This is a genomic window from Paenibacillus sp. FSL W7-1088 (assembly GCF_037969855.1).
Classification (GTDB): Bacteria; Bacillota; Bacilli; order Paenibacillales; family Paenibacillaceae; genus Paenibacillus.
This window is the reverse complement of record NZ_CP150216.1, coordinates 7,170,635-7,187,967: the sequence shown is the minus strand read 5'-3', so window position 1 is coordinate 7,187,967 and position 17,333 is coordinate 7,170,635. Positions and strand designations below refer to the sequence as shown.

15 protein-coding genes are annotated in these 17,333 nt (G+C 43.2%); 12 read left to right on the top strand and 3 right to left on the bottom strand.

Going from position 1 to position 17,333, the window contains the following annotated elements:
• The first annotated feature begins 443 nt into the window (after window positions 1–443).
• Complete coding sequence (locus tag MKY42_RS32305) at window positions 444–2,567, top strand: 5'-nucleotidase C-terminal domain-containing protein (RefSeq protein WP_179262325.1); 2,124 nt, start codon at window positions 444–446, stop codon at window positions 2,565–2,567.
• Window positions 2,568–2,840: 273 nt separating this feature from the next.
• Window positions 2,841–3,188, top strand: a complete 348-nt coding sequence (locus tag MKY42_RS32300; RefSeq protein ID WP_090902755.1) for a transporter — start codon at window positions 2,841–2,843, stop codon at window positions 3,186–3,188.
• Between the two features lie 259 nt (window positions 3,189–3,447).
• Here the strand turns inward: MKY42_RS32300 and MKY42_RS32295 are convergent, their stop codons facing one another.
• Window positions 3,448–3,597 carry a hypothetical protein gene (locus MKY42_RS32295; protein ID WP_177185811.1) on the bottom strand — a complete coding sequence of 50 codons (150 nt, stop codon included), beginning with the start codon at window positions 3,595–3,597 and terminating at the stop codon, window positions 3,448–3,450.
• 159 nt (window positions 3,598–3,756) lie between these two features.
• Here MKY42_RS32295 and MKY42_RS32290 point away from each other — a divergent pair, with 159 nt between their 5' ends.
• The 8 genes from MKY42_RS32290 (at window position 3,757) to MKY42_RS32255 (ending at window position 13,132) form a co-directional block, all read left to right on the top strand.
• Window positions 3,757–4,323, top strand: a complete 567-nt coding sequence (locus MKY42_RS32290; RefSeq protein ID WP_090902757.1) for a TetR/AcrR family transcriptional regulator — start codon at window positions 3,757–3,759, stop codon at window positions 4,321–4,323.
• A 129-nt stretch (window positions 4,324–4,452) separates the two neighbouring features.
• The gene (locus MKY42_RS32285) at window positions 4,453–5,574 is read left to right on the top strand and encodes an FtsX-like permease family protein (protein ID WP_090902759.1); all 1,122 of its coding nucleotides are present in this window, start codon (window positions 4,453–4,455) and stop codon (window positions 5,572–5,574) included.
• Window positions 5,574–6,251 (top strand): ABC transporter ATP-binding protein, encoded by a 678-nt coding sequence (locus MKY42_RS32280; protein ID WP_090902761.1) that lies wholly within the window; start codon window positions 5,574–5,576, stop codon window positions 6,249–6,251. Before MKY42_RS32285 ends, MKY42_RS32280 begins: the two co-directional genes overlap by 1 nt.
• 226 nt (window positions 6,252–6,477) lie before the next feature.
• The gene (locus MKY42_RS32275) at window positions 6,478–7,011 is read left to right on the top strand and encodes a YceI family protein (protein WP_090902762.1); all 534 of its coding nucleotides are present in this window, start codon (window positions 6,478–6,480) and stop codon (window positions 7,009–7,011) included.
• Window positions 7,012–7,244: 233 nt separating this feature from the next.
• Window positions 7,245–8,342 carry a bifunctional glycosyltransferase family 2/GtrA family protein gene (locus MKY42_RS32270; RefSeq protein ID WP_090902764.1) on the top strand — a complete coding sequence of 366 codons (1,098 nt, stop codon included), beginning with the start codon at window positions 7,245–7,247 and terminating at the stop codon, window positions 8,340–8,342.
• Window positions 8,342–10,633: a glycosyltransferase family 2 protein gene (locus tag MKY42_RS32265; RefSeq protein ID WP_339847717.1), complete on the top strand. Its 2,292-nt coding sequence runs from the start codon at window positions 8,342–8,344 to the stop codon at window positions 10,631–10,633. Before MKY42_RS32270 ends, MKY42_RS32265 begins: the two co-directional genes overlap by 1 nt.
• Window positions 10,634–10,704: 71 nt before the next feature.
• A complete protein-coding gene (locus MKY42_RS32260) occupies window positions 10,705–12,498 on the top strand; it encodes a hypothetical protein (RefSeq protein ID WP_339847714.1) in 1,794 nt (597 codons plus the stop codon).
• A 133-nt stretch (window positions 12,499–12,631) separates the two neighbouring features.
• Entirely contained in the window at window positions 12,632–13,132 is a 501-nt protein-coding gene (locus MKY42_RS32255) for a GNAT family N-acetyltransferase (protein WP_339847711.1), read from the top strand.
• 97 nt (window positions 13,133–13,229) lie between these two features.
• On the opposite strand, the gene MKY42_RS32250 is transcribed toward MKY42_RS32255, so the two are convergent.
• On the bottom strand, window positions 13,230–13,991 hold the full coding sequence (locus MKY42_RS32250; protein ID WP_110000401.1) for an SDR family NAD(P)-dependent oxidoreductase: 762 nt from the start codon (window positions 13,989–13,991) through the stop codon (window positions 13,230–13,232).
• A gap of 16 nt (window positions 13,992–14,007) precedes the next feature.
• The gene (locus MKY42_RS32245; RefSeq protein ID WP_090902774.1) at window positions 14,008–14,394 is read right to left on the bottom strand and encodes a MerR family transcriptional regulator; all 387 of its coding nucleotides are present in this window, start codon (window positions 14,392–14,394) and stop codon (window positions 14,008–14,010) included.
• A gap of 241 nt (window positions 14,395–14,635) precedes the next feature.
• Between MKY42_RS32245 and MKY42_RS32240 the strand changes: the two genes are divergently transcribed.
• Both MKY42_RS32240 and MKY42_RS32235 read left to right on the top strand, forming a co-directional pair.
• A complete protein-coding gene (locus tag MKY42_RS32240; protein ID WP_090902776.1) occupies window positions 14,636–15,775 on the top strand; it encodes a 5-methyltetrahydropteroyltriglutamate--homocysteine S-methyltransferase in 1,140 nt (379 codons plus the stop codon).
• A gap of 782 nt (window positions 15,776–16,557) precedes the next feature.
• Window positions 16,558–17,307 carry a HAMP domain-containing sensor histidine kinase gene (locus MKY42_RS32235; RefSeq protein WP_339847705.1) on the top strand — a complete coding sequence of 250 codons (750 nt, stop codon included), beginning with the start codon at window positions 16,558–16,560 and terminating at the stop codon, window positions 17,305–17,307.
• Window positions 17,308–17,333: the final 26 nt, after the last annotated feature.

Genomic DNA, 17,333 nt, shown 5'->3' with positions numbered 1-17,333 from the left:
AAATGCTCCCAACGGTCACCTCCTTTTAAAGAAAGTGTGAAAATTTTTGATACATATTATGTAATGGAATGTGTGCTTTTTAGGAGATGGAAGCTAAGTGTTCTTTAGTAGAGGAGTCGCATCATCAGGCGAGAATACATACTTTATTTTCCATTATAGCAACAAAAAATATAAAATCCATATTTTTCTATATGAAATTCTGAATCTATCACTCATGTCCATTGTGTCATAACCTCTTGTCTCCTGAACTAGATTAAACCTAGCATTCGCGTCAATAAAATGAAGCCAACACTAATTTTGGTGCAGCTCGAGATACAGGTTTGCATCTCCTCTATCAATCTTCTAAATTTTTTACATCCATTTTATATTTTTTATGATTTTTATGAATTGAACTATGGTAAAATATTTCAGGATCGAAAATTGGAGAGGGGTTTTGTTAATTCATGTATTGGAAAAAAGTTTTGGGCCAAAGCACAATTCGTGTGGCAACTGCTGCACTATTACTCACCCAACTATTGGGCGCAGCAGGTTCTGTCTCTGCCGCAGGCAACGATGTAGAAGTACACTTAATTGGTATCAATGACTTCCACGGTCAGTTAGATACCACATCGATCGTTAGTGATAAAAAGGCAGGAACGGCTCCAATTCTAGCAACCTACTTAAAAGAAGCACAAGCAAAATATGAACATTCCCTTCTCTTCCATAATGGAGACTCTGTGGGTGCATCTGCTCCAGTCTCATCTCTCGATCGGGACGAGCCTACCATGGAATGGATGAATATGATGGGCTTCGATGTAGCATCTCTGGGCAATCATGAATTCGACCAAGGTATCGCTGCTTTGAAGGCACAAATCTTCGGTGGTCTTGATCCAAAAGAAGGCAAAGTAACTCATGCGGGTGCTAAATTTGATTACGTCAATGCAAACGTCATTGAAACTGCCACTGGCAAAACATTGATTAAACCCTATGTTATTAAAGAAGTGGGCGGAGTCAAAATTGGATTCATCGGGTTAGTGACGAAATCCACACCTGCCAAAGTATCCCCATCTGGGACAGCTGGCGTGCGTTTCCTAAGTGCAGAAGAAGAAGTTGAAGCCGTTAATAAATATGCAAAAGAGTTGCAAGATCAAGGTGTAGAAACGATCATCGTTTTGGCGCATGATCCAGCAACAACCAAAGAAGGCGTAACCACTGGAGAAGCGGCTGATTTGGCAAAAGCTTTGCCAGCAGATTCCCCTGTTGACGTTATCGTCGCAGGTGACAACCATGCTTTAGCTAACGGTGAAGTGAATGGAAAATTGATCGTTCAAGCGTATTCTTATGGTACGGCATTTGAAGATATTAAATTGATGATTGACCCTGCTACTGGGGATGTAACTGAGAAATCAGCTAGCGTTACAACGACTTTCCAAGAGGGTGTAAAAGAAGACCCTGAATCTTTAGCTATTATTAAAAAATCATTAGACAAGCATCCTGAGCTGACGAAGCCAGTAGGTACAACGGATGGTTCTGTTACCCGTACAGATGCTTATAATAACGAAGCCGCTCTTGGCAACCTCATTGCAGATTCAATGCGTCATGCAGATTTTGGAGATAAGGCAAGCGCTGCTGACTTTGCATTTATGAATCCAGGTGGTATTCGTGCGGATCTGCCAAAAGGCGATGTGACCTTTGCTGATCTTGCTAAAATCCAACCGTTTGGTAACACTCTAGTGAAACTGGAGCTGACTGGCGAACAAATTAAAACCTTGTTGCAGCAACAATGGGGGACCAACGCTGACGGTACACCAAACACCAAAACTCTACAGATCTCTGGCTTGAAATATACTGCCGATTTCAATAAGCCAGTGGCAGAACGTGTTACTGGTCTCACTCTTGAAGATGGCACACCTGTTGATCCTGCAAAAACATATACGGCTGTAGTTAACAACTTTATGGCTGCAGGTGGAGATAACTATAAAGTGCTAGTAGATGCTAAATCATCCTTGGCTGGTCCTATCGATCTGGATGTATTCTACCAGTACATTGTAGATACGTTTAAAGGCGCTGACATTGTGGCTAAAACGGAAGGACGTATCACGAATCTAGCTGCATCTACAGAGGAAACAGAAACACCTGTAAGCACAGAATTCATTTCCCGTGCTGAATTTGTAAGTGCTCTTGTAGACCTGTTGAAACTGAACGAAGTAGCGACAGCACCTGCATTCAAGGATGTTGCTGCTAACGCTGCATATGCAGATGCAATTGCTGAAGCGACTCATGCTGGATTCATTCAAGGCTACGGTGGTAACTTTAATCCTGATCGTGATATCACACGTGAAGAAGCGGCTACCATTCTTGCTAAATTGGTAAAAGACCAATCCTCTGATAAAAATGCGGCTACAATCATTGCAGGCTTTGAAGATGGCAAAACCGTTTCTACCTATGCGGTAAAATCGATGGCAAAACTGATTGACAAAGGTATTCTTAGTGCAGCAGAGAAGAACCTGCTTCAACCTAAACAAGGTCTTTCTGCTAACGATGCCAAAGCTTTAATTCAAAAAGCTGTTGCAGCAAAAGCTTCATAATGTAGAACTGATTCAAACCTTATATTAAAACAGGAAAACACATCCTATTGGGTAAATAAGCTTTCCAGGTGAAAGCTATATCCCAATTTAGGATGTGTTTTTTATGTTTACATGCAGTAGATTTTAACTTGGCTGAGCAAGCCGAAATGGACTATCTAGCTGCTCGCCAGCAGTTTATGGACGTGTTTGGCGTTTTTTTTTACATTTGCCCAGTCGCCCTTTCCGCGAATGCATATGATGATTATGCCTACTCATTGAAAGGAGCGATCACATATGGGATTTTTTCCAATGCCGGGGCCTGGTGGAGGGTTTCCAGGTGGACCAGTCGGACCGGGAGGGCCGAGTTTTCCAGGGGGTGCACCCGGAGGCGTTCAACCGCCGACGGCTCCTCCACCGCAGTTCATACCACAAATGCAGACCGCCACATATGCTATCGACCCTGGCGGGATCAGACGCTGCATGTTCCGCAACACATACATTTGGCTGAACAATGGCGAGCAATTCTGGTTCTTCCCGGTATTCGTCGGGCGTAATTCTGTTGCAGGGTTCAGATGGTTCGGTTTCTTCTGGGGATACTTCGGTATTGATTTGAATCGGATTAGCTCGTTCACATGCTTTTAAGACAGACTTCGAAAGAGAACAGCCTGGGGGCTGTTCTCTTTGTTGTGTAACGTATCATAAATAAAGTATGGGAACCATGTTATAACACAACATGGCTCGCCTGGCGAATTGCTTATCTGTTACTTATGGAAAAGTCGAGTTTCCATCACAGGGGAAAGTTTTTTCTTGGGAGAAACGCAGCCATACGATCGAAGTTAGCTTGGTTCTATGGAATAAAGAAACAACACGTTATGCGCTATGCACCCGTGTTGTTTCGTTGTTAGATGGAGTTCATGAATGTCGCAGGAAAAACATTTTGAAGCCAACCGTTACGAATTTTATAGTCAAGTGGAATGACTGCAGCATACACGATGCGAACGAGCACTTCGTCCACTTGCGGTTGAGGGCGTTCAACGATGGCTCCCTTCAAAATGTTTGGGCCACTTGTTTTGGGAAATGCTCATAAACATATGCTAAACTGATAATAAATAAGAGCAGAGATAGGACTCATTTTAAATTTACAATATCAAACTATTAGGTGAAGATAGCTAATAAAACAGATCTTAAATGATAAAAAGGAAGAGATTCAATGGGAAGAAAACAATCTTTTACGGAGACAGAGCTACTTGATACGACAAAAAAATTAGTGCTTGAGCATGGATACGACGGTTTTCATCTCAAGTTGCTCTCACAGCATCTGTCAGGAGCCCGAAGCACTATTTATCAATATTACTCTAATAAAGAAGAGATCGTGGCTGCTTGTATGAAGCGCGTAATGGTAACGGTATTAGAAAATGCGTTAGCTATTGATGAGACTGATCCTATGGACGCTCTCGAACAGTTACTTCTCGTTTACGTAGAAGAATCTACACTTCATCAACTTCTGGGAAATGCCAGTAAAATTAATACTACTAATTCTTCGGCGGCAGCAAGAGATCTTGAATATATTGAGGAAGCACATACGACTCTTAAAATTCAATTATCACGATTGTTTGAACGCGCACAACAGGATAAAAGCTTGCGACAAGATATGCCACTTCCTGTACTTATTAGTGTTTTTTTTAACTTGATTGATACGCCAAATATGCTGAATATCCCTGCACCTGATTGGGGGAAGCTGTTGTTTCAAATGTGGATCGGAGGAGCCAAGAGCTAACATCGGTCTTGGATTTAATTTGACACTAGTGTCATTTATATTGTTTAATGAAGTAGCTAGCAAAGTGTAATAGCCGCTTAAATATGACACAAGTGTCAAAAAAATAAAGGCAAGGAGTTGGGAATAGGAATGTTTTTAGCTATGAAGGAATTGATGCATAGTAAAACAAGGTTTTTAATGATCATCATCATTTTTGTACTAATAGCTTGGTTGGTATTTATCTTATCCGGTTTGGGAAATGGTTTATCTACGTTAGCTGCGTCAACATTCAAGACGATGAAGGCGGATTATGTCATTTTTGAAGAAGGGTCGCAGTCATCAATGAGCAAGTCGCTACTATCGGATCAATTAATGGCGGAAGTGGAGCTGCTACCAAATGTGAGTGCTGCCACACCTATGGGAAGCACGATGGCAACGGCGTTGAAGGAACAAAGCATCAAAAATGAGGAGAAGTTGGATATTGCGATTATAGGCATCAACCCAGGGAGCTTCTTGGAACCTGCTGTCGTGGAAGGGGAAAGTCTATCCTCTGCGAACCCTACTGGTGTCGTGGTGAATTCGACCATGAAGGATGAGGGCTATAACATTGGTGATACTTTTCAATTAGATGGCACGACAGAATCATTGACAATTATCGGATTTGTCGAGAATCAGACATATAACCACGTAGCGTCGGTATTTACTCCGATGGCTGAATGGCGAAAGATCACCTTTGCGGCCCCGGGTTCGGATAAGGGAGTTGCAGGGCCCGTTAATGCAATTATGTTACAAGGCAAGGATATCGATCCAAACGTAATGAATAACATGCTAACAAGTACGGACACGGTGACTAGAACGGCAGCAGTTCAAGGAATGCCAGGGTACAAAGAAGAGAATGGTACGATTTTAATGATGCTTGCATTTCTGCTCGCTATCTCCGCCTTCGTGCTTGGGGTATTCTTTTATGTAATGACGATGCAGAAGACTAACCAGTTCGGCATTATGAAAGCGATAGGCGCTAGTAACCGATTTTTGAGCAAATCCATTGTATCTCAAGTGTTTGTGCTTTCGCTGACCAGTATTGTCGTTGGAATCTTGCTTACTTATGGGACAGCAGCCATTATGCCTAAGGGCATGCCATTCAAGCTGGAAACCAGTCTTGTCGTCACGTATTCTGTTATCTTGCTGATTATCGCTATGTTAAGTTCGATGATATCTGTTCGAAAGATTACAAAGATTGATCCCCTCAAGGCGCTCGGGAGGGTTGAATAATGACTAAGGGATTGCAAATGAGTAAAGTCACAAAGTATTATGCCGAAGGAAGCAATCGGATCGCAGCACTTGATCATGTGTCCATTTCAGTGGAGCCGGGTGAATTTGTGGCTGTAGTTGGACCGTCGGGTTCTGGTAAAAGTACGTTTTTGTCTATTGCTGGAGCGCTACTTCAAGCCTCAGAAGGAGAAGTTAAGCTAAATGGACATCATATTTCTACACTTACTGCCAAAGAGCTGGCGAATGTAAGGCTACAAGAAATCGGATTTATTATGCAATCCTCGAATTTGGTTCCTTATCTAAATGTTCTGGATCAATTGCTCATCATAAAAAGGATGTCGGGAAAGGTTGAAAGGGAGGATAAGGTTTTCGCCACGAAGTTGCTGGAAGAGCTGGGTCTGGGCTCGAAGTTGAGAAGCTTCCCAGAGGAGCTATCGGGTGGTGAGAAGCAGCGGACAGCGATTGCTCGTGCTCTAATTAATAATCCCAACATCATCTTGGCGGATGAGCCGACAGCAAGTTTGGATACCAAACGTGCCCATGAAGTGGTCAGTCTCATCGCCCAAGAGGTGAATTCACGTCAGAAAGCAGCGATTATGGTTACTCATGATGAACGTATGCTTGAATATTGCGACAAGGTATACCGGATGGAAGATGGAAAATTGTCTTTGCAGTAGGGAATAGGGCGGCGTATTCGTATCCAGCAGGAAATGTAAAGGTAGAGGGGCCTGAGTCAGTCCGACATCAGATTTACGAGGAAATTATAAAATGCTGGAATGCAAAAACGCTACTGACATTACGTTGTCAGTAGCGTTTTTATATATTAACGGTATGCGAATAACGCAGTGTTTTGGAGATAGGGTAACCTTTCTCATAATATGATTATCGAGGTGGAATTTATTTATGAACAGTATCCAATGGGAAGTAGATCCTGATCACAGCTCCGTCGAGTTTTCGGTGGCGCATTTAATGATCAATAAAATCAAAGGTGTATTCGAGCAATTCGAAGCGGTTTTAAGTTTTGACCCCAACGATGTAACAACCCTGGGTATTCGGGCTTCCATCGACGCAAATAGTGTCACTACTCGCCAGCGGCAACGCGATGAACACCTGAGGAGCGAAGAATTCTTTGATGCCGCCAACTATCCAGCGATTACGTTTCAAAGCACCAACTGCGTTCTTACTGGCGAACGGCAATATGAACTTGCAGGCAATCTAACGCTCCATGGCGTAACAAAACCTATCACTTTTCATACCGTTTTTGAAGGGTTTAATAAAGACCCTCGTGGCCGGGAACGTGCAGGATTTCATTCGAATGCCAGTATCGATCGTAATGAATTTGGTTTGAGCTTCAACTCGCCTCTGGAAACGGGCGGAATTGTCGTTGGAAATGAAGTAAACATCGAGCTTTATATCGAGGCAATTCGAATAGATTAGCATGGTTACATGATACCTGAACATCCACTCGCCCATAATCGTGGCGAGTTTTTCGTTGTGTATACCACAGTCCTATTCCTAGTATTTTTTGCCTATACACTAATGCGAATGTGTATACAACTTTTTTACCAAAATATATACAGTTTGTTCGTTTACTGTCTACTCTTTCGATGTTATACTCTCAGTATTCAAAAAGAATTTGTGAAAATATGTCGAATTGAGGCTTAACTAGGATGATTATAGATAAAAGTGAAGACGGCAAAACGATCATCCTTATTCCATCGCTTGAGCCAGATGAGAGACTTCTAGCCTATGTACGGCAATTGCGAGAATATGGCTTGACTAATATTGTCATTGTGGACGATGGGTCTGGTGAAGCGTATCAGTCGATTTTCGAAGAGCTGAGTGTGAACGGGTGTGTTTTGCTGCGGCATGTGGAAAATCTGGGAAAGGGTGCTGCACTTAAGACTGGGTTTAAGTATATCGGAGAGCAGTTCGATGCGTCTTCTTACGTCGTCACAGCGGATTCAGATGGGCAGCATGCAGCCGAGGATGTTTACAGACTTGCGAAAGAAGCCAGACAGCATCCTGATGCATTGGTTCTCGGGGTAAGGAACTTCAGCGAGGGAGGCATACCGCCGAAATCTTTGCTGGGTAATCGGATGACGTCCTTTATTTTTGCTATGCTTTACGGCAAAAAACTGTCAGATACCCAAACCGGGCTTCGAGCCTTTGGCCCCGGGCTGCTGGCTTTCATGCAAGATGTTCGCGGCACTCGTTTCGAATACGAGCTGCAGATGCTCATCTCATGTATTCAATCCGGTATACCGATTCATACCATGCCGATTCAAGTTATCTATGAGAATGGAAATGCAGGGACACACTTTAAAGCGATTCAGGACAGCGCTCGGGTAATGGGTGTACTGTTCTCTAACTTCCTGCGGTTTATTTCCTCTTCCGTGGCGAGTTCGGTCGTCGATTTGGGAATTGCGTGGTTTTTGATCGACTTTTTGCGGCCCATGTTGGGTCAGCAGGATTATCTAAGAATTCTGCTCGCAACCGTGATTGCGAGAATTATTTCGATTGTCGTTAACTATGTACTGAATAGGCACTTTGTATTCCGCAAAGAGGATAGTCAGGGCAGTCTATGGCGCTATTTGACGTTGTGCGGATTCGTGATTGTGCTTTCCAGTACGGGGGTATATTTGTTCCATACGATTTTCTTCGTGGATGAAAAAATTGCGAAATTTGTCTGTGATGCCTTGCTGTTCCTGCTCAGTTTTCAATTGCAGCGAAGATGGGTATTTGCAGCAAGGAGGAAGCAGCTGTAGTGCAAAACGAAAAAAGGCAGAATATTTTCTTTGTCATCACCATGATCCTGATGTCCATTTATTTGCTATGGCGGATGTTCTTTACCCTGCCATGGGGGGAAGGCGTACTGAACGTCATCTTCGGCATTCTGCTCATTGTGGCTGAGATGGTAACCGTACTGACCACTTTTGAATTGTTTTTTCAAAAGATGCAAAAGGAACGTACGCAACTCGACTTCCCCATCGTCCCTCCCGAATATTACCCGGATGTGGATGTGTTCATTGCCACCCATAATGAGCCGGTCGATCTGTTGTATAAAACCGTCAATGCCTGTACGTTCATGGATTATCCGGACAAGCAGAAGGTTCACATCTATCTGTGTGATGATGGAGCACGACCTGAGGTGGAGGAGCTTGCGAAGCAGTTTGGCGTTGGATATCTGGGTTTCCCCGGCAACAAGCATGCCAAATCAGGGAACCTGAATAATGCCCTGAGCAAAACCACTTCTCCACTCATTGCAACCTTTGATGCAGACATGATCCCGCAGCACACCTTCTTGATGAAAACCATACCGTATTTCCTGCTCTCCACATTTATAGAAGAGAACGGGCAATGGCGGCTTCGCCGTGAGGATGAAATGGACAAGAAGTTCAAGCTGGGGCTCGTACAGACCCCTCAAAGCTTCTACAATCCGGATCTGTTCCAGTTTAACCTGTATGCAGAGCAAGGCATTCCGAATGAGCAGGATTTCTTCTCCAGAGAAGTGAACATCCTGCGTAATGCCTCCAATGCAGTAGCCTATACGGGAAGTAATACGATCATTTCCCGTCAAGGCATGGAAGATATCGGCGGTTTTCCGCTGAATACAATCACCGAGGACTTTGAGACAAGCATCCGCTTACAGCAGGAAGGCTATATTACGTATGCAACTCAAGAGGTTCAAGCTGCCGGACAGACGACAACAACAGTTCCGAGCATGATTAAGCAGCGAATTCGCTGGGCAAGGGGTATTATTCAGAGCCTGCAAAATACGCGTGCTCCTATATCCGAAAAGCTTCCTTTCTGGACGAGAGTAACCTATTTAAGCAGTTTCTTATACTGGTGGTCCTTCTTTAACCGGTTGATTTTCATTTTGGCACCCATTTTGTTTGCACTATTCGATTTTAAGATTGTAAACACAACCTTCTGGCAAATCTTAATATTCTGGCTTCCGTCCTATTTCTTCTACAGTCTATCGATGCGTTATCTGTCGAGCAATATTCGGAATCAGCGCTGGAGTCAGGTTATTGATACGATATTTATGCCTTATCTGATATGGCCGGTTCTCCTTGAAACGTTGGGTATCCGCGAGAAAAAATTCAAGGTTACGAACAAAAGCAGAGCGAAAGGCCGGAAATGGATGTCTGCTCTGTTATATGCACTTCCGCATATCTTCCTGCTTATGCTTTCGATTGCGGCTGTGATTCGATATGTTAACGGCAAGTATGGCATCGCGCTGTTCTTCAGCAGTATCATTATTTTCTGGCTCGTTCATAATATGATTGCGCTGTGTTATGCTCTGTTCTTTATGATCGGCCGTCGTGCGTATCGGGAGACAGAGCGGATTCGGGCACAGGAAGATGTCACGATCCACGATCAGGACACGAATCTGCGCTATGAGGCCAAGACAGTAGATGTATCCGAACAAGGTATTGCCTTTTATGTCCCGTATCCCATTTATCTACCTGAACAGAAGACGATCTCTCTGGTCGTAAAATCCGAGCGGTATGAGGCCAATCTCAATGCGGTCATCGTTTATGTGAAACAGGATGGGGAAGGCTGGCGTTATTCCGCGACGGTTCAGCCGATTGATGAGACGGATAACCGTCAATACATGCAAATTATCTACGACCGTAAACACTCGTTGCCAGAGCAGATGAATCTGTGGGATACGGCATACGACGATATGCTTCGCAATGTGAAAAAACGTATTGTTCAACCTAGATCGGATCAGAGAAAAATGCCGAGGCTTTCTCTTCAGCTTCCAATTCATTTCACCAATAATGCGGGCTGTACGCTGCGCAGCTTCAATTATCGTTTCTTTTCCGCTACGGGTCTCCATGGTGACATTACGGCAGGAGCGATCGTTACTTTTTATACGAAGAGTAATATTGAAGTCATTTTGCAGCATACAGGGAGAACAACAGCCAATCGTCGCGAAGTGCTTCTCTCGGTGGAGAATATGGATGATATCGTGGAGCGCGGTTTGATAGATCAATTGCTGAGTGATTTGACCCATCCACATGCCGATCGTTTCACCAGAGAGGGTTAGGAGAGATAGATATGCTGTATATGCTTCAATTTGTGATGGGAGTTTTATTGATATTCTCCTTTATTGGTTACATGCAGTTTGTTCGAAAGGCACTATCTATACGTTGGGAGTTCATCCCTGTATTTGTGTTTTCCTCCATAGCATGTATTGTCTTTCTTAGCGGCTTGGTAGGTCAGCTCTACGTTGGCAGCCTTATCCTGCTTCTCGTCGGATTACTATTGTATGGGAGAATGGTGTTTCTCGGAATGCGCCGAGGGGCATCCTTTCGCATTTCTTTTTCCTTATTCCAATTTTCATTCCTGGCAGGCACGTTCATTTTCTTGCTGGTCCTCTTCCAAAATCAATTGACGCACTACGATAATTTTTCCCACTGGGCGATTGTTTTGAAGCAGATGCTCAGCACAGATGCTTTTCCGACACCGGATTCGAATCTAATTGATTTTAAAAATTATCCACTAGGGACCTCGTCGTTTATTTATTACGTCTGTCGCTTCATGGGGCATGACCAGTCCGTGATGCTTCTGGCACAAGGTTTGCTGATCTTTTCCTGTTTTTACGCCATGTTTGGCATCGTTTCCGAGAAGAAACGTTTTCTGCTGTATGCATTTCTCGGACTTGGGTTATCTACACTGTCTTTCTTCAACCTTACGATTCGGATTACCAACCTGCTCGTGGATTTCTTGCTTCCGATCTATGCGCTCGCTATCCTGGCGGTGATATATCAATATCGTCATGATATCAAGCGAGCATGTATAATCATGCTCCCACTTGCAGGTGTGCTGACAGTCATTAAAAGTACAGGCATTATTTTTGCAGCTATCGGCCTGATTTTCCTGGTGTATACATGGCTTAAACACAGACAAAAGTCCAGTTGGAAAGATGCACTCCCCGTAGTGGGCACCATCTGCGGTACATTGATTCCATACTTCGGCTGGAGCTGGCGGATGGCAACGGTGTTTCAGGGTGTCGATAACAAATTCGATGTGGCCACTTCCGGGATTCAATCCGGCAAAACGGCGGAGCAGATGCATGAGATTCTGTGGCTGTTCTTAAAATCGAGTACGGATATTACGACCCGGCCGGTCATCGGTATAGTCATTTTCCAGTTTGTAGCGATTGCGGCTTCGATATTTGCCTATGTGGTGCTCAAGAAGAAGTGGAATTTATGGAAAGCACTGATTGCGCTGGATGTTGTATTGTTGCTGTATTATGCAGGCATTCTGGCGTTGTATCTCTTCTCCATGCCGCTGGATGAGGCCGTCAGACTGGCAGGATTCGAGCGTTATGCGTCGAGTATCGTGGTGCTGTTCGCAGGTAGCCTGGTGCTGTGCGCTGCAATTGACCTGGAGCGTTCATTCCATTATCGGATTGGTGAGGTGCCTGATTATCAAGCTTTCAAGACGGTCAAGACGAAGGGGCATTATCAAAAAGGAATTATTGGCTGTATGGCGATTGCGGCGACCATTCTTTTATCGGAATACAACGGGATCGTCTCGATTGCCAGAACCTACGATACGACGCTCCCTTACAAAATCCATGCGGTTACCGGTGATCGCTGGTATAAAGATGGTCAGGAGGACAACAACAGATATCTGTTCTACGCCTCGGATAGGGACCAGCAGGTCACGAATTACTACATGCAGTATGTCGGGAAGTATTTCTTGTATGCTCCGCATGTGGACGGTATCGTGTTGTTCTATGAGGATAATATGGATAATCTCCTGAGCGGATACGATTATCTGGTCGTCGTGGAGACGGATCGTAACGCAAAGTGGTTGCTGAAAAAGCACTATGGCATTGACATGAAGGAAGGTATCTACAAGATTACCCGTTCCGGAGAACAGATCATTCTTACGCTGACTTGAGATCATTAGAGTGGATTCTGATTAGGTCAAAATTCTTGGTATAATGTAAATAGCCTGAAAATGAAGGGACTGAACTATGCGCAGATATCAATATCTTAAACCTAACTATTAAATCCTAATGGAGGTAAAAGAATTGATTACAGAGTTACACACAGAACGTTTACAATTGAGAAAAATGAAGGTGTCGGATTCTTCGAGCTTGTTCACCGTTTGGTCTGATCCTGATGTTACTAAATTTATGAATGTTAGTTGTTTTACTGACGTAGAGCAAGCGAAAGAAATGATCAAACTTCTGGATAATCTCTCTCAAGATCGTAAGGCTATTCGTTTCTCCATAATTAAAAAAGAGTCCAACGAAATTATAGGTTCTTGCGGATATAATTCTTTGGATTTTGACAACTTAAAAGCAGAAATTGGATATGATATTGCTAAATCATCGTGGGGAAGAGGATATGCATCGGAAGCAGTACGTGCTTTGGTGAATCACGCATTCTCTTCTATAAAGCTGAATCGAATCGAAGCTAAGGTTGATCCCAAAAATGTGAATTCGATAAAGCTCTTACAAAAGCTCCGTTTCACATTAGAAGGAACATTTAACGATCTCCATATGTATTCAAGGTTAGTAGATGCATGAGTTTTATATAAAATTTAAAGAGGCCGTTCCGTAGCTGGAATGGCCTCTTTATTAATATACAGCGAAACGGGTGAGTCGCACGTGTCTCGTAGGCGAGTTATTCAATTAGACTTTTCGTTGCGTTATACATAGTTTCTGCGTATTCATCGACTTCATCTCGGGACATGCGCAAACGAGCGATAGAGGTACCATAGCCAATTTCCTTATGACCCTCCTGTAATCCTTCGAAAATTCCATCTGCAAAGGCATCCAATGGTTCTCCATGCGTATGCAATCCTGCTCCACCCAGATCTGTACTTACTGCAGGAGGAGCAACTTCAATGACCTCTACAGACGTATCCGAAAGCTGGTGTCTCAGGCTGATTGTAAAGGAGTGAAGTGCTGCTTTGGTTGCTGAGTATATCGGAGCAATGGCAAACGGTGTAAAGGCTAATCCGGAGGTCACGTTAATCATTGTGGCTTCTTCTTTGGTTGAAAGGTAAGGAGCGAACAGCATGGACAGATGAAAAGGAGCTTCAATATTCGTTGTAATTTCTTTGGCAAAATAACTCCAATCATTCTTCGCATCCGCTGTCAGCATATTAAAACGTTGTTGGATACCAGCATTGTTGACTAACACATTCACTTCCGGATAGTTTGTGGTTACCCAATCAAACAACGCTACCCGCTCGGATTCAATATTCAGATCATTCACATACGTAATAAGGCCCGGGTGTGTTTCTTTTGCGTTTTGAAGTACAGCTTCACGTCGTCCAGTAACAATAACTGTATTTCCAGCTCTTAAGAAGCGTTCTGCAAATGCTAATCCGATCCCGGAGCTTCCGCCAGTAATAAGTACTGTATTTCCCGAAAGTTTCATTATAGTATCTCTCCTCTTAGGTATCTTTTTCTTCGTTTCTTTCCTGTATTTGACGGGTGTAACGTGTAATTTTAAAATCAATGCCCTTTAGGGATTCCTGCATCAACAAAATTTCATCCAGTACTGCTTGCTTGTGATTTTGCATCATTTCAAGCCTGTCCTCGAGCGTACAGTTCCCTTCGATGATCCAGTCCATATATTGCTTAATCTGACTAATGGGCATATGCGTGTTTTTTAAACAAACAAGGGTTTCCAATAAGGCCATCTGAACTTCTGAAAATAATCTCCTGCCAGCATCATCACGTTCAATCAAGGGTAGAAGTCCTTTTTTCTCATAAAAACGTAACGTTGAATCTGGAATATTCAATTGGGCTGATGCTTCGCTAATGGAAAAATACTTCATGTTGGAGACCTCCAAATAGGTGTTAACTCTGTCGACAGGAATAGCATACGACTTAAACTATGGTTTAAGTCAATAAGGTAAATAAATTTATCTTTTGGATGGAAGAGACCTCATGGGTAAAGGAAAGTTGGATTCAGCTATAGCTTATAACTATAACCTGCTATAGCTCTTTCATAGAACAGTAAATCCGATCGGATATGTTATATTTAATCTTATAATTAATTTACGGGGAGATTAAAATATGAGCATTCAAACCAAACCTAAACAGCGGACCGTCACTCCATTTCGATATGATATTGTAGGCAGTTTCTTGCGCCCAAGCGCGTTGAAAGAGGCCAGAGCGAAATACCAAAACGGTGAAATGACTTCTGGGCAACTAGAGGAAGTAGAAAACGCTGAAATTGTGAAGCTCGTGCAAAAACAAAAAGAAGTTGGCCTTCAAGCTGTAACCGACGGGGAATTCCGTCGTTCTTGGTGGCATCTGGACTTCTTCTGGGGACTTGACGGTGTTGACCGGACCATCATTGATCAAGGTTACGAGTTTAACGGTGCCAAATCCAGACCCGAAACAGCACGTCTGACCGGCAAAGTAAGCTTCAGCAGCCATCCGTTCGTTTCGCATTATGCATTCTTAAAAGGTGTTGCTGGCGATGACGTCGTTGCGCGTCAATCCATTCCTGCTGCTGCACAGTTCCTGTTTGAATTGGACCGGGCAGAAAATAAGGAAAGTACGGAAGCCATCTACCCGAACCGGGAAGAGCTGCTTTCGGATATTGCCAAAGCGTACAAAGAGGCGATTCTGGCTTTGTATGACGCGGGCTGCCGCAGCGTTCAAATTGACGATTGCACGTGGGGTGCACTTTGCGACCAGCAGTTCATGGCATTCATGGAGCAGATTGGCGTTAATGTGGCCGATTATGCAAACGAACTTGCGAAATTGAACGAGCAAGTTGTATCCGGTTTGCCGGAGGACCTCGTAGTAACGACACATGTATGCCGTGGGAATTACGTATCAACATATGCAGGTGTTGGTGGAGGTTATGAGCCGATCGCCCAAACGCTCCTGAACATTGATAACTACTCCGGCTACTATCTGGAGTTTGATACCGAACGGGCAGGCGATTTCAAGCCACTTCGATTCCTGAAAGACAACCAACAGGTTGTGCTTGGTTTGTTCTCTTCCAAATTTGGTGAGCTTGAAAGCAAGGAAGATATTCTGAAGCGTATCGAAGAAGCGAAGCAATATGTTGATCTGGATCGGATTTGCCTGAGCCCGCAATGCGGATTCGCTTCCACGGAAGAAGGCAACCATCTGACAGAAGAGCAGCAATGGCAGAAGCTTGCTTTTATCAAAGAAATTGCTGAAGAGATCTGGAAATAATTCGTAAGCTAAAAGCATTTTTTTACCCGAGAGTAGCCGTACGGGCAGTGATCCGTACGGCTACTTGGCATTCCGAGCCTTGCCTTAGTTTGACCAATGTTGGCCTTTATGGTGTTGGGAATCGTTTATTTCAAATTTTCATATTGTATAGCTAGTTAAATGAGATACAATGCTATTATAGATATGGGCATCCAGTTGGATGCCTTTAAATATAGGAAAGAAAAGAGCTAATACATACCGAGGTGTCGACATTAATTTAAAGTGGTGAGCGGATGAAAGAATTGTACAGTCAGGTGAACCGAAAAACATATTATATTTCCATGTTAACGCTCATTGCTCTTATGTTATCTGGACTAATCCTATCGACGACAGAATTAAGCGGAATTACCGTGGGATATGTTATCCATTTTTTGTGTGTGGCTATTCTAGCGGTTTGTTTGTTGATCTACCCCAAGCATGAAACCTATGTTTTCAGAAAGATCATCATCCTGTTTGCCTTTGCTTATTTCTATAACCTGTTCTTCTTATATCCAGAGACCTGGACTACGTACATTCTCATTTGCCTGATTCCCTCACTTGCCATTCTGTTCTTTGATTTAAAATTGTTTTATTTCTCCATCATTATGAATGGAGTTTTAATTTTGCTCACGTTTGGCTACATCATCCTGATTGATCAAGGCAATATATATGCGTACTTACATCATGATATCCTGGGGAACCTCATTAATATTATAGCGAGCCAGATACTATTATTTCTTATTTTCCATTTGTCCTTTAGTCGTATGAAAAAGCAGCAGCTTTATCATGAGCAATTACAACAATCGGAGCGACTGAAGATGATAGCCCATTTGACGGCGGCTGTGGCGCATGAGATTAGAAATCCAGTCACCGTTGTTCGAGGTTTTTTGCAGTTATACAGAGAAGATCCTTCATTTGATGATCCAGTCAAAAACAAGTTCAAATTAATGATTGATGAATTAAATACTGTTGAACAGATTACCTCTCAGTTTCTAACCCTTTCCAAGCCTAATCGAGATCAGAAGCCAGAAAAGGTGGATGTGAAGGATGCTCTTCAGAGCGTAACAGGGCTGGTCCGTTCCTATGCGATGTTATCTGATAATCAGATGCATATCGAGGCAGAGGAGGGTTGCTTCATTTTTATTAATCCAATTGAGTTTAAGCAGCTGCTGATGAATTTAATTAAAAACGCTTTGGAAGCCTCGAATATGGGTACTCCCGTCACTGTAATAGCCAAACGAAATCAACATTATATCGAGATCAAAATCATGGATGAAGGAAGCGGAATGTCAGAGGATGAGGTGAAATCGCTTGGGACGCCGTTTTATTCATTAAAAAGTAATGGTACCGGATTAGGATTAATGATCTGCTTTAATATTGTAGAAAAATATGACGGGGAAATTCATTATGACAGTAAGAAAGGTGTAGGAACAACCGTTACGATTCGCTTTTTGGCGACGGATGGGGCTTTTTTTGTTGAATGTGGTCAAGTGGCTGACATTAAATTCAAATAGGAGAAAAATGGTGTAAAGCATGACAT

Coding starts and splice junctions, on each gene's coding strand:
- MKY42_RS32245 (WP_090902774.1), bottom strand. CDS start 14,394: ATGAAGTATTTTTCCATTAGCGAAGCATCAGCCCAATTGAATATTCCA.
- MKY42_RS32285 (WP_090902759.1), top strand. CDS start 4,453: ATGTTTTTAGCTATGAAGGAATTGATGCATAGTAAAACAAGGTTTTTA.
- MKY42_RS32280 (WP_090902761.1), top strand. CDS start 5,574: ATGACTAAGGGATTGCAAATGAGTAAAGTCACAAAGTATTATGCCGAA.
- MKY42_RS32240 (WP_090902776.1), top strand. CDS start 14,636: ATGAGCATTCAAACCAAACCTAAACAGCGGACCGTCACTCCATTTCGA.
- MKY42_RS32305 (WP_179262325.1), top strand. CDS start 444: ATGTATTGGAAAAAAGTTTTGGGCCAAAGCACAATTCGTGTGGCAACT.
- MKY42_RS32275 (WP_090902762.1), top strand. CDS start 6,478: ATGAACAGTATCCAATGGGAAGTAGATCCTGATCACAGCTCCGTCGAG.
- MKY42_RS32290 (WP_090902757.1), top strand. CDS start 3,757: ATGGGAAGAAAACAATCTTTTACGGAGACAGAGCTACTTGATACGACA.
- MKY42_RS32300 (WP_090902755.1), top strand. CDS start 2,841: ATGGGATTTTTTCCAATGCCGGGGCCTGGTGGAGGGTTTCCAGGTGGA.
- MKY42_RS32260 (WP_339847714.1), top strand. CDS start 10,705: ATGCAGTTTGTTCGAAAGGCACTATCTATACGTTGGGAGTTCATCCCT.
- MKY42_RS32250 (WP_110000401.1), bottom strand. CDS start 13,991: ATGAAACTTTCGGGAAATACAGTACTTATTACTGGCGGAAGCTCCGGG.
- MKY42_RS32235 (WP_339847705.1), top strand. CDS start 16,558: ATGAAAAAGCAGCAGCTTTATCATGAGCAATTACAACAATCGGAGCGA.
- MKY42_RS32270 (WP_090902764.1), top strand. CDS start 7,245: ATGATTATAGATAAAAGTGAAGACGGCAAAACGATCATCCTTATTCCA.